General features: G+C 61.5%; 12 protein-coding genes. 1 reads left to right on the top strand and 11 read right to left on the bottom strand.

Translation table 11 applies throughout. From position 1 onward, the window contains the following. Nucleotides 1-19: 19 nt before the first annotated feature. From wbiB to rfbB, 8 genes are read right to left on the bottom strand one after another with little or no spacing between them, the layout of a single operon-like run. Nucleotides 20-1111 (bottom strand): dTDP-L-rhamnose 4-epimerase, encoded by a 1092-nt coding sequence (gene wbiB, locus DID98_RS26520; RefSeq protein WP_124571689.1) that lies wholly within the window; start codon nucleotides 1109-1111, stop codon nucleotides 20-22. After that, nucleotides 1111-2346, bottom strand: coding sequence for an acyltransferase (locus DID98_RS26515; RefSeq protein WP_124571688.1), 1236 nt, complete (start codon nucleotides 2344-2346; stop codon nucleotides 1111-1113). The genes wbiB and DID98_RS26515 overlap by 1 nt, the downstream gene beginning before the upstream one ends. After that, nucleotides 2343-3752 (bottom strand): ABC transporter ATP-binding protein, encoded by a 1410-nt coding sequence (locus DID98_RS26510; protein ID WP_124571687.1) that lies wholly within the window; start codon nucleotides 3750-3752, stop codon nucleotides 2343-2345. The genes DID98_RS26515 and DID98_RS26510 overlap by 4 nt, the downstream gene beginning before the upstream one ends. Next, on the bottom strand, nucleotides 3742-4572 hold the full coding sequence (locus DID98_RS26505; protein WP_124522844.1) for an ABC transporter permease: 831 nt from the start codon (nucleotides 4570-4572) through the stop codon (nucleotides 3742-3744). Before DID98_RS26505 ends, DID98_RS26510 begins: the two co-directional genes overlap by 11 nt. A 28-nt stretch (nucleotides 4573-4600) precedes the next feature. Beyond that, nucleotides 4601-5497 (bottom strand): dTDP-4-dehydrorhamnose reductase, encoded by an 897-nt coding sequence (gene rfbD, locus DID98_RS26500; protein WP_124571686.1) that lies wholly within the window; start codon nucleotides 5495-5497, stop codon nucleotides 4601-4603. Then, a complete protein-coding gene (gene rfbC, locus DID98_RS26495) occupies nucleotides 5494-6045 on the bottom strand; it encodes a dTDP-4-dehydrorhamnose 3,5-epimerase (protein ID WP_124571685.1) in 552 nt (183 codons plus the stop codon). The genes rfbD and rfbC overlap by 4 nt, the downstream gene beginning before the upstream one ends. Beyond that, nucleotides 6030-6923 (bottom strand): glucose-1-phosphate thymidylyltransferase RfbA, encoded by an 894-nt coding sequence (rfbA, locus tag DID98_RS26490; protein WP_124522841.1) that lies wholly within the window; start codon nucleotides 6921-6923, stop codon nucleotides 6030-6032. The genes rfbC and rfbA overlap by 16 nt, the downstream gene beginning before the upstream one ends. A gap of 11 nt (nucleotides 6924-6934) precedes the next feature. Then, the gene (gene rfbB / locus DID98_RS26485) at nucleotides 6935-7996 is read right to left on the bottom strand and encodes a dTDP-glucose 4,6-dehydratase (protein ID WP_124522840.1); all 1062 of its coding nucleotides are present in this window, start codon (nucleotides 7994-7996) and stop codon (nucleotides 6935-6937) included. 340 nt (nucleotides 7997-8336) lie between these two features. Here rfbB and DID98_RS26480 point away from each other — a divergent pair, with 340 nt between their 5' ends. Continuing rightward, a complete protein-coding gene (locus DID98_RS26480; protein WP_124571684.1) occupies nucleotides 8337-9176 on the top strand; it encodes a symmetrical bis(5'-nucleosyl)-tetraphosphatase in 840 nt (279 codons plus the stop codon). A 33-nt stretch (nucleotides 9177-9209) separates the two neighbouring features. On the opposite strand, the gene DID98_RS26475 is transcribed toward DID98_RS26480, so the two are convergent. Genes DID98_RS26475 through DID98_RS26465 form a run of 3 tightly spaced genes read right to left on the bottom strand, consistent with a single transcriptional unit; the run spans nucleotide 9210 to nucleotide 12457 of the window. Further along, on the bottom strand, nucleotides 9210-10067 hold the full coding sequence (locus DID98_RS26475) for a 1-acyl-sn-glycerol-3-phosphate acyltransferase (RefSeq protein ID WP_124571683.1): 858 nt from the start codon (nucleotides 10065-10067) through the stop codon (nucleotides 9210-9212). A gap of 19 nt (nucleotides 10068-10086) precedes the next feature. Further along, on the bottom strand, nucleotides 10087-11373 hold the full coding sequence (locus DID98_RS26470) for a dihydroorotase (protein ID WP_124571682.1): 1287 nt from the start codon (nucleotides 11371-11373) through the stop codon (nucleotides 10087-10089). Nucleotides 11374-11425: 52 nt separating this feature from the next. After that, the gene (locus tag DID98_RS26465; RefSeq protein ID WP_044846292.1) at nucleotides 11426-12457 is read right to left on the bottom strand and encodes an aspartate carbamoyltransferase catalytic subunit; all 1032 of its coding nucleotides are present in this window, start codon (nucleotides 12455-12457) and stop codon (nucleotides 11426-11428) included. Nucleotides 12458-12475 lie beyond the last annotated feature (18 nt).

The raw sequence follows: 12475 nt of genomic DNA, 5'->3' as shown, positions 1-12475 counted from the left end.
GGTAACCTCTGTTGTATAACTAGTTCTTTCGATCGAGCTCTCGCGCAATCCAAGTCTGCAATTCGCTGATCCCTCGCTCCAACGACCACTGAGGTTTCCACGCGAGGTTCGCCAGCGACTCACTCAAATCACAGGCCGCATGTCTCACGTCGCCATCGCGAAATGCACCGTTCACCTGGGGAGCAGGCGCACCGTAGTGATTGGCGATGATACGAGCCATCTCCAGGATGCTCGTTGCCTGGCCTGAGCCGATATCAAAAACGGACAACGGCGCCGATTCACGCATCAGCGTCGCGACGATAGCATCCGCGACATCGTCGATGCTTACGAAGTCGCGCGTCACATTACCGTCTTCGTACAACGGAATGACCTTTTTTTCACGCGCAAGGCGGGAAAAGAGTGCGACTATCCCCGTATAGGAATTAGTCAACGACTGACCGGGGCCATAGACGTTTTGCAAACGTAGAATCGACAACGGTGTCTTGGTCGCGAGCGCCCACGCGCTCAGAACATGTTCCTGCGCAAGTTTCGTCCCACCATAGACGCTCGTCGGTCTCGGCTCAGTTCGGTCTGCGCGGGAGGGCAACATCGTCATCCCCGGGAAATCCCACTGCGCCGCCTCAAGCTGTGCACGTCCGCGCTGACCGGGATAGACCACCGTCCCGTTATCCTTCTTCCAAGCACCTTCGCCATAGATCGCGCGGCTGCTGGTCAGCAAGATATGTTCGACGGCGACGCCGTGCTTGACGAGCGCATCCGTAAGTCGCGTCGTACCAACGACATTGACGAGCGAATGCCGGCTCGCTTCCGTCAATGACTGCCCGGTCCCGGTTTCGGCTGCAAGATGAATAACAATGTCAGGCTGGAAATCGGGCAGCAGCGCGTCCCAAGCTTCGGCCTCCGTAACGTCTGCGACGAAGAGCTCTGCCTTTTCATCGAGTGCATCGGGCCGAACCGCACGCTCGTGAATCTGCGGATGCAGGTTGTCCATTACAACATAGCGGCCTGCACGCGGCGCAAGACGTTTCGATATCGCACAGCCGATAAAACCCGCCCCCCCCGTTACGAGAATTTTTTTCCCGTCGATCAAGCTTGCGTTCACGTCGCTCATCACACTCCCTCTTTCTTCAAAATCGACTTACCCCAACAATTCTTCCAGCCGCGCCCAGGCCCCCAATCTTTCAGTTCAAGGGCACGCTTCTCGATCAAATGCCAACTAAGCCATGCGCAGATGCATGTAAAGAAAACGGAGGCAGTCAGATATAAAACAAATCCATATTTGTAAACACCCACGTAGGCCAGCAATTGCTGCACAAGGAATCCAAAAACGTAAATTCCATACGAGTAGTCGTTCTTGGAGCCTATCCTGCGTGCCCACTGTGGCAAACGGCACGCGAGCCAGAGGATCGCGTACACCATTGCCGGATAGCCAAGCAGCAGATACCCGCCCTTGAACAAGGAAACGAGATAGACGGCGATCGAAAACATGCCCAGTTTGTCGGTGATCGGCAAGGATTTCGAATACGCAGCGGCAGTCGATCCGATCAGAAAAATAGTTCCGTACTGTATGAGGTGACGATCGCTCGCCCATGGAACAAGCTGCGCGGAAAATGCCGGATTCACGGTCTGAACAGCAAGCATGAGCCATGCAATGAACGTCGCGGCAAGCAGCACTCTACGATGCTCCGTCAGCAGCCCGAACATGGCAAAAATACCGACCATCACGTAACATTTCGCCTCGTAAATCAGCGTCCAGATCGATCCGTTGAACACGCTTTCGGAAATCGAGCGGCCATAAGGCGTGGTATCACGAAGCAGATTGTTTATCCCGTATTGACCAATCGTAAGTTGCCAATTGTTCACGAGATATCCGAGCGGCCCACCGATGTTCGAATTCCAATACCCGTCCAGCGTTCCCACCTGCAAGTAATGGAGCACGGGGCCGACACCGAACGCAGTCACCACCAGCACCGCCCAATAGGCTGGAAAGATTCGCACGCATCTGCGCCATGCGAACTGCAATAGATCGGCCCTCATGCCACTCTTGGCGATAAGGAAGCCGCTGATCGCAAAAAATCCAGACACACAAATCCCGCCCATCGAATCCTGACCGAGAGTCAGACGCCACATCGGGTCAGAGCCGAATCCACCAAGCGGGAATGCATGGTCCCAAAGGACCATCGTTGCAAATACGAGACGCAACAGCCCGAACCCGTTGTCATGGCTCGACAGCCGTTCCGAGGATTTCGATACTTGCGATGTCGCGACGCGGGCCGGCCTCGATGCAGGCGTCACTGCGACATCGTCGAATCGGTCCGGCGCAGTGACAGGGAGATCGGGTTTCATTGCAGCGCCTCCATCTTGTTTGATTCTTCCCGCTCAAGTGCAATTTCATGCATTGGGATCCCGATCAACCCCGTGCTCACGCTCGTCGAATGCGACTTAAGCAGTACGGCATCGTGCAACCATTGATGGATCACATGGTCGCTCTGCGATCCATCGGCAACGGCGACGGTCACCGAGTAGTCCCCGACTGGCAATACGGGCATTCGAAAAACAAACTTGACCGAGAAGACTTCGCCAACAGCGACGGAAAACGGCTCCTGCAGCGTCGTGAGATACGTATTGTCACCGAACAGATTCTGCCCGAGGCGATCGCGGATGATGAATCCGACAATCGCACGCTCCAATGCCTGCAGCGCCTTGACGCTGATATGAACGCGGACGATCTCGCCGCCCACGATCCAATTCAGCGGCGCGCCCGCCTCATCTTCAATACGAACGTGCTCGATCAGGGCGCCGCCAAGGCCGAAATTTTTTGCGTCGTGGCTGAACTGAAACAGTTCGACGTCGTTTCGCAACTTCGACGCGTTGACGAGTTGTTCGCGCTGATCACGCACGTCACCTTCAGATATCGTCCGAACCACCGAGCTACGTTCGGCCGAACGCTTCTGCCGCCCAGATACTCGATGCTGTTCCTCGTAAAAGGCCTCGAGATACGAATCGCACACATCCTTCGCGGCTCCGATTTCTCTCACGTGACCCTTGTCGAGCCAAACGACGCGCGTGCATAAATTGACCACCGCATTCGTATCATGGCTGACGAACAAGATCGTTCCCCGCTCCATAAAAGCGCGAAGAAAACGCATGCACTTTTGCGTAAAGAACGCATCCCCGACCGCCAGTGCCTCATCGATCACCAGCACGTCCGCATCGACATGCGCGATAACCGCAAATGCAAGCCGCACATACATGCCGCTTGAATAGGTCTTGACAGGCTGGTCTACGAAATCGCCGATGTCAGCAAATGCAAGGATGTCGTCGAGCCGCTCCTCTATCTGCGTTTTCGATAACCCAAGCAACGCCGCATTCATGAAGACGTTTTCGCGGCCGGTAAACTCTGGGTTGAATCCCGCCCCCAGTTCAAGCAGTGCGGCAATCCGTCCGTTGATCGCGACGCGTCCGCTGGACGGCGTCAGCGTACCGCAAATGATCTGGAGCAGCGTCGACTTTCCCGATCCGTTCCGACCGATGATTCCGATCGTCTCGCCCCTTTGCACATGAAACGAAACATTTCGCAGTGCATGAAATTCTGCTGGGCCTTCTGTACCGAGGAATCGCGCTGGCACCAACTTCGCGAGACCGCCGATGCGATGACGCAAAGCGGTCTTGAGCCGGTCGGCCGGCTTGGCGAAAACGCGAAAGTGCTTGCTGACGCTCTCGACACTGATTGCGGGAGTTTCACAGGACATCGGCAAACCCCTTTCGCATCAGCTGAAAATACTTGAAACCTGCGCATGCGATCACCGTACCGCCGAGCAGCGCAAGGCCGAGCGAGTAAAAATCCGGCGTCCGGCCATCGAGAAGTATTCCGCGCGATTGCTCGATAAACAATGTCAGCGGATTGAGTTCCAGCCAGAAACGATACTTCTCCGGCAACGCGGACGCCGGGTAAAACACCGGCGACAAAAACATCAACACCATGGTGAACAAACCGGTAATCTGCCCGACGTCCCTGACGAACACGCCGGTCGCTGCGAGAAACCAAGCGAAGCCAAGCGCCATCAGCATCAGCGGCAGAAGAACGATCGGCAGATACAACGCTGTCGCAAAAATGAAATGCTTGAATAACGCGAAACCGAGAAGCAAGACGACAAGGCTGACGAGTGTATGAAAGAACGCGGACAGCAACGCGACGAGCGGCAGTATTTCCAGAGGAAATACGATCTTCTTCACATAACTCGGGTTATTCAGGATCAATGTCGGCGCCCGGTTGACACATTCGGCAAACAAGCCGTGAATCGTCATCCCTACGAACAGCATCATCGCGAACTGCGCGCGCCCCTGATCGGCTCCGCTCCCCCATCGCGACTTGAACACGAAAGAGAAGACGAACGAATACACCGCCAGCATCAGCAGCGGATTGAAGAAGGACCACGCCAGTCCCAGCACCGACCCGCGATAACGCCCGACGACTTCCCGTTTCGTCATCTGCCAGATGAGCGAAGCGTTTCGCGCGATCGAGCCTACGAGACTTCGCGGAGTAGTAACGAAAATGCTGATTATCGACATCGTGTGAAACAGGTTGGGCTCTCTTGCTTCATTTGAAGAACAGATCTCTTACGCACAGATCGACTGCGTATCTCCAGTCGGGAAGCTCGATGCCAAAGCGTGCGCTCAGCGCATCGTTCGACAGCACCGAGTTGGCCGGACGCTTCGCCGGCACTGGGTAAGCGCTCGACGGAATCGGCATGACCGTTTTCACTGCAAGCGGCGACGCGCCCGGCAGTGAACGCCACGACTCAAAAACAGCCTCGGCAAAGTCATGCCATGAAGCCCGACCTGCGGACGTCATGTGATAGAGGCCCGATTCAAATGATCCAGCCTTGCGTTCGCGAATGGCAGCGGCCAATGCATGCGCAGTACCGTCGGCAATCGAGCGTGCCCAAGTCGGCGCGCCGAACTGATCGGCAACCACGCTCAATTCCTCCCGCTCCTTCGCAAGACGAAGCATGGTTCGAAGAAAATTCTTGCCACGCGCCGCAAAAACCCAAGTTGTGCGAAAGGTAAGCCAGTCTCCACCCGCCTGCTCGACTGCCAGTTCTCCGCCCAGCTTACTTGCGCCGTAGGCATTTACAGGACAGGTAGCGTCCGATTCGATATACGGGGACGTTTTGGTTCCGTCGAAGACGTAATCGGTCGAATAGTGGACAAACAATCCGCCGATACGCTTGGTTGCGCTGGCCAGTTCACCGACCGCCTCCGCATTGATCACGTTCGCCGTCTCGATGTCCGTTTCCGCCGCATCGACTGCGGTATAGGCGGCAGCGTTGACAACCACATCCGGCATCAACTTGTCGATGGCGCGCGAGAGCGTGTCCGGGCGCGCGAGGTCCGCATCTTGACGCATCAGTGGAACAACCTGTCCTAGGACCGACAGGCTGCGGGACAACTCCCAGCCTACTTGCCCGTTGGCACCCGTTACGACGATCTTCATTCGTACACCTCGGCTTCGCCCAACCGCTTGCCCGCCGCATCCTTCGCAGCGAGCAGTGGCTCGAAATCGATCGGCCACTGGATGCCGATTTCGGGATCGCTCCACACAATGCTGCGCTCGTGTTCGGGGAACCAGTAGTCGGTCGTCTTGTAGAGGAACTGTGCCGCATCCGACAGCACGACAAAACCATGCGCGAAGCCGGGCGGCACCCACAGCTGGCGATGATTGTCCGCCGACAGCGTCACACCGACCCACTTGCCGAAGTTCGGCGAGCTCTTGCGAATGTCGACTGCGACGTCGAACACCTCGCCCTCCACCACGCGCACCAACTTGCCCTGAGCGTGCTGGATCTGATAATGCAACCCGCGCAGCACGCCCTTAGCCGAGCGCGAATGGTTGTCCTGCACGAACTCGATACCGGTTTCGACGAGCTCGGCGAACTCATGCCCGTTGAAGCTCTCGTAGAAATACCCGCGCGCGTCGCCGAATACCTTCGGCTCGATGATCTTGACTTCCGGCAGCGCCGTTGCCGTTACTTGGATGGCCATGCGACTTGATCCGTGAGAATGTTCTTCAGGTACTGCCCGTATCCGTTCTTGGCGAGCGGCTGTGCCAGCTTCAGCACCTGCTCGGCGTCGATCCAATGACGGCGGTACGCGATTTCCTCCGGGCATGCGACGACCAGCCCTTGACGCTTCTGCAGCGTCGCGATGAACGTCGCCGCCTCGATCAGCGAATCATGCGTACCGGTATCGAGCCACGCATAACCGCGCCCCATGATCTCGACATTGAGCGCGCCGTCCTTGAGATAGCGGGAATTGATGTCGGTGATTTCGAGCTCGCCGCGCGGCGACGGCTCGATGTCGGCTGCGATGTCGCACACGCGGTTGTCGTAGAAATACAGGCCGGTCACCGCATAGTTCGAACGCGGCTGCGCCGGCTTCTCTTCGATCGACAGCGCGCGGAACGACTTGTCGAACTCGACGACACCATAACGCTCCGGATCGTGCACGTGATACGCGAACACCGTCGCGCCGGCTTCCTGCGCGTGCGCACGCTCAAGCTGCTTCGCGAGATCGTGGCCGTAGAAGATGTTGTCGCCGAGAATCAGCGCCGACGGATCGTTGCCGACGAATTCCTTGCCGATGACGAACGCCTGCGCCAGGCCGTCAGGCGACGGCTGCACTGCGTATTGGATATTCATCCCCCACTGGCTGCCGTCGCCGAGCATCGACTCGAAGCGCGGCGTATCCTGCGGCGTCGAGATGATCAGGACATCGCGGATACCGGCGACCATCAGCGTCGACAGCGGGTAATAGATCATCGGCTTGTCGTACACCGGCAGCAGCTGCTTCGAGACGACGTGCGTGATCGGATACAGCCGCGTGCCCGAACCGCCCGCGAGAATGATGCCTTTACGTGCCATCGCGTGTCTCCTCAAGCGCGTTTCGCATAATTGGTTTCGACCCACTTGCGATACTCGCCCGATGCAACTTCATCGACCCACACCTGGTTGTCGAGATACCAGTCGACCGTCTTCGCCAAGCCTGTCTCAAACGTTTCCGCCGGCTTCCAGCCAAGCTCGCGCTCGAGCTTGCGCGCATCGATCGCATAGCGGCGATCGTGGCCCGGGCGATCCGTCACGTAGGTGATCTGGTCGCGATACGAACCGGCCGCCTTCGGGCGTGCCTTGTCGAGCAGGTCGCACAGCGTATGCACGACCTCGAGATTCTTCTTCTCGTTCCAGCCACCGACGTTGTACGTCTCGCCGGGCACGCCGCGCGCAAGCACTTCACGGATCGCGCTGCAATGATCGCCGACATACAGCCAGTCACGCACGTTCTGGCCGTCACCATACACCGGCAGCGGTTTGCCCGCGAGCGCATTCGCAATCATCAGCGGAATCAGCTTCTCGGGGAACTGGTACGGGCCGTAGTTGTTCGAACAGTTCGTCGTCAGCGTCGGCAGGCCGTACGTATGATGGTACGCGCGCACTAGGTGGTCCGAACCGGCCTTCGTCGCGGAATACGGGCTGTTGGGCGCGTACGGCGTCGTCTCGGAGAATTGCGGATCGGTTGCGGACAGCGAGCCGAACACCTCGTCGGTCGACACGTGCAGGAACCGGAATGCCGCCTTGTCGGCGTCGTTCAGGCCGTTCCAGTATTGACGGGTCGCCTCCAGCAGCGTGAACGTGCCGACGACGTTGGTCTGCACGAAATCGGCCGGGCCGTGGATCGAGCGGTCGACGTGGCTTTCGGCTGCGAAATGCAGGACCGCGCGCGGCTTGTGCTCGGCGAACAGTGCGTCGAGCGCGGTACGATCGCAAATATCGACGCGTGCGAACACATGCTTCGGATTTCCGTCCAGCGATTGCAGTGTCCGCAGATTGCCCGCATACGTCAGCTTGTCGACGTTGAGCACGGTCTCGTCAGAGTCACGGAGCCAGTCAAGTACGAAATTGGCACCGATAAAGCCCGCGCCGCCCGTAACCAGAATCATGAGGTTCCCTCGTTAGTAGTGCGCGGCGCGCGCCCGCAAGCGCCGCCGCATCAAATTCGAAGCAAGTGGCCATGGTCGCCACGTCAGACCGGGAATTTTAACCGGTCGACATGGCCGCCAAAGTCATGAAATGCTAATTTTGTTCGGGAAAACGACAATTATAGGGAGCCGCCCGGTGCAAAAGCCATGCCGCTAACAACTTGATACAGCACTTCGCTCCCGTGGTGAGTCTAGGATTCCAGACCATGCGAAGGGAAAAATGGAGATGAATTTTCATGCACGAGCCCATCATCAGGATTATTTTCCTGCCCCATCCGAAATCCGTCACGTTCACTCCCTCATGACCCGCACCCCCATCGCCATCGGCGACATCCAAGGCTGTCATTCAGCTTTCCAGTCGCTGTCCGAAAAGCTTTCAGCTCCCGCCGACACCCCGCTCTGGATCGCCGGCGACATCGTCAACCGCGGGCCCGACTCCCTCGCCGCGCTGCGCGCGCTGGTCGACCTCGGCCCGCGCGCGACCGTCGTGCTCGGCAACCACGACCTCCATCTGCTCGCGGTGTCAGCCGGCATTCGCACCGAACGCCCGGGCGACACGATCGGCGAAATCCTCAACGACCCCGACGCCGACGCGCTGCTGGACTGGGTCCGCCACCGCCCGTTCGCGCACTTCGAAAACGACATGCTGCTCGTGCACGCGGGCGTACTGCCGCAATGGGACACATCGCTCGCGCTCGAACTCGCGGACGAACTCCAGCGCGCACTGCGCGCCCCCGACTGGCGCGACACGCTTCAAGGCCTGTACGGCAACGAACCGAATCAATGGAGTCCGAACCTGAAAAAACGCGACCGGATGCGCGTCGCATTCAACGCATTCACGCGCTTGCGGTTCTGCACGCCCGATGGCGCGATGGAATTCAAGGCGAACGGCGGCCCCGACAGCGCGCCACCGGGCTACCTGCCGTGGTTCGACGTACCGGCGCGCCGCACCGAAAACGTAACGGTCGTGTTCGGTCACTGGGCCGCGCTCGGCCTGATGCTGCGCGACAACGTGGTCGCGCTCGATTCGGGGTGCGTATGGGGAAATCAATTGTCGGCCGTGCGGCTGACGGCCGACCCGGCGCAGCGTACGGTCACGCAGGTGCAGTGCGAGGCGTGCCGCGCGCCGAGCGGCGAATGACCCGCACGCGCGGCGCGCGGGCGGAATGAAACCTCACCCCTCCCGCCCCGGCACCGGCTCCTCGGCCGCCGCATCGCCCGCCGCACCGCCGCCGAGCTCGGTCGCCGGATACGCATGCTTCTGCAGCACCGCGAGCGACTCGGCCGACGGCTTGCCGACCTTCTCCTGCAACGCCGCCAGCGCGGCCGCGATCGCATCGCGCGCCGCCGCCGACGTCGTGCGCCGATCACCGCCCGGCGCGATCGGCTCGCACACGTAGAGATGCGCAACGAGCGGGCCGCCGCGCAACACCATGTCGAGCGACGTCCCGAGCGACAGTTCGCCCGTATAGGCCGGCGCGACCGACTGCCGCCGCTGCGCGTCCTCGTACATCAGGCAGACCGGCTGCACCGCGCAGCCGGCCGACACCGCGGCCTGGAACAGGTTCGCATGGAACGGCAGCAGCGCCAGCCCGTCCGACGTGGTGCCTTCCGGAAACACGCACATCAGCCCGCCGCCGCGCAGGCGCTCGGCCATCTCGTGCATGATCCGCATCGCCTCGGTACGCTTCTCGCGCTGCAGGAACACGGTATCGAGCTTCTCGGCGAGCCAGCCGACGACCGGCCACTGCCGCACCTCGGCCTTCGACACGAACGGCGTCGGCCGCCATGCGTTGATCGCGTAGATGTCGAGCCACGAAACGTGATTGCCGACCACGAGCGCGCTCGCGTCGAGCCGCGCGCCGTCGTTGTGGACGACGAGGCGCATCCCGCAGATCCGCAGCATCTTGAGCGACCAGCGGCGCGTCATTTCGGCGCGGCGCGCGGGCGTGACATGCGAAAAGCGCAGCGCGACGATCGCCATGCCGCGCAGCAGGTGAAAGACGAGACGCAGCTTGCGAAGAGCGGTCATGGCGAAGATCCGGCTGGGTTCAGTGACGCTCGAACGCGACCTGCCCCGCCACGAGCGTCGCACGCACGCAGGCCGGCAGTTCGTAGCCAAGGAACGGCGAGTTGTGGCCCTGGCTCTTCAGCACGCGCGGCTCGACGCGCCAGTGCGCGCGCGGGTCGAACACGCACAAGTCGGCCGCGCCGCCTTCGGCCAGGCGGCCTGCCGGCAACTGCAGCACGTCGGCCGGCGCGGCCGTGATACGGCGCAGCGCCTGCGCGAGCGGCGTGTTCGTTTCATCGGCCCACTTCACCGTGAGCGACAGCAGCAGTTCGAGCCCCGTCGCGCCCGGCGTCGCTTCGGCGAACGGCAGCAGCTTCTCGTCGTCGTCGACCGGCGTGTGATCGGAGCAGATCGCATCGATCGTGCCGTCGGCGAGCGCCGCGCGGATCGCTTCGCGATCGCGCTCGCCGCGCAGCGGCGGGTCCAGCCGGAACTGCGAATCGAAGTAGCCGATGTCGACGTCGATCAGGTGCAGGTGATTCACGCCGACGTCGCACGTCACAGGCAGCCCCTCGGCCTTCGCCGCGCGCACGAGCGCAAGGCCGGCCGCGGACGACAGGCGCGCAAGGTGCACGCGCGCGCCCGTCACGCGCATCAGTTCGAAGATCGTGTGCAGCGCGATCGTCTCGGCCGCGACCGGCACGCCGGACAGCCCGAGCCGCGACGCGAGCGCGCCGCTCGCGGCGACGCCGCCACGGCCGATGAACGCGTCGAGCGGACGCAGCCACGTCGTGTAGCCGTAGGTGCTCGCGTATTGCAGCGCGCGCAGCAGCACCTGCGTGTCGCGCACCGGCACGTTCGCATGCGTGAAGCCGACGCAGCCCGATTCGGTCAGCGCGACCATCTCGGTGATCACTTCGCCCTTGAGGCCGACGGTGAGCGCGCCGAGCGGATGGACGTTCGCCTGGTGCAGGTTGCGGGCACGGAACTTGAGCATCTCGACGAGGCCCGGCTCGTCGAGCACGGGGTCGGTGTCCGGCGGGCACACGAGGGTCGTCACGCCGCCCGCGACGGCCGCGGCCATCTCGGACGCGAGCGTCGCCTTGTGCTCGTAGCCGGGCTCGCGCAGCCGCGCGCACAGGTCGACGAGACCGGGCGCGACGATCAGGCCCGACGCGTCGATCGTCTTGTCCGCGTCGAAACCGGCCGGCGCCGCACCTGCTGCCGCGAGCGCGGCGATCTTGCCGTCCGCGACGAATACGTCGGCCTGCCGCTCGGTGCCGGCGACCGGGTCGATCAGCGTGCCGCCTTTGATATGAATCTTCATGCGCTGTCTGTAAATGCGTTGATTGCGTGAATAAGGATGCGCGAAAGCGGGCTCAGTCGCTGTTGCCGGCGACGATGCCCATCACCGCCATCCGCACGGCGATGCCGAACGTGACCTGGTTGAGGATCACCGACTGCGGACCGTCGGCGACCTGCGAGTCGATCTCGACGCCGCGGTTCATCGGGCCCGGGTGCATCACGATCGCGTCGGGCGCGGCGAGCGCGAGACGCTCGGGCGTCAGGCCCCAGGTCTTGAAGTATTCCTGCGCGGACGGCAGCAGCGCGCCGCTCATCCGCTCGTTCTGCAGGCGCAGCATGATGATCACGTCGACGCCCTTCAGGCCTTCGTCGAGGTTGTGGAACACCTTCACGCCCATCTGCTCGAGGCCGCCCGGCAGCAGCGTGCGCGGGCCGATCGCGCGCACTTCCGGCACGCCGAGCGTGGTGAGCGCGTGGATGTCCGAGCGCGCAACGCGCGAATGCAGGATGTCGCCGACGATCGCCACGCGCAGCTTCGTGAAGTCGCGCTTGTAGTGACGGATCGTGTACATGTCGAGCAGGCCCTGCGTCGGGTGCGCATGACGGCCGTCGCCCGCGTTGATCACGTGCACGTGCGGCGCGCAGTGCTCGGCGATCAGGTACGGCGCGCCGCTCGACGCATGGCGCACAACGAACAGGTCGGCATGCATCGCCGACAGGTTATTGATCGTGTCGAGCAGCGACTCGCCCTTGCTCGTCGACGACGCGTTGATGTTCAGGTTCAGCACGTCGGCCGACAGGCGCGTCGCGGCGATCTCGAAGGTCGTGCGCGTGCGCGTCGAGTTCTCGAAGAACAGGTTGAACACCGACTTGCCGCGCAGGAGCGGCACCTTCTTCACCTCGCGGTCCGTCACGCTGACGAACTGCTCGGCCGTGTCGAGGATGTGGTTGACGATCGAGCGCGGCAGGCCCTCGATCGACAGCAGGTGTTTCAACTCGCCGTTTTTCGTGAGCTGCGGGTTGCCCTTCAGGAAACCGTAGCGGAACCGCTCGGGGCTCGCGGCCGCGGCGGGATTGCCGGTGCGGCCAGTGGTGTCGGTGGTCATGGTGTGCGTGATTCCAAC

The organism is Burkholderia sp. Bp8984 (assembly GCF_003853755.1).
GTDB lineage: Bacteria > Pseudomonadota > Gammaproteobacteria > Burkholderiales > Burkholderiaceae > Burkholderia.
The sequence above is the reverse complement of the archived record's forward strand: the minus strand, read 5'-3'. Positions and strand labels throughout refer to the sequence as shown.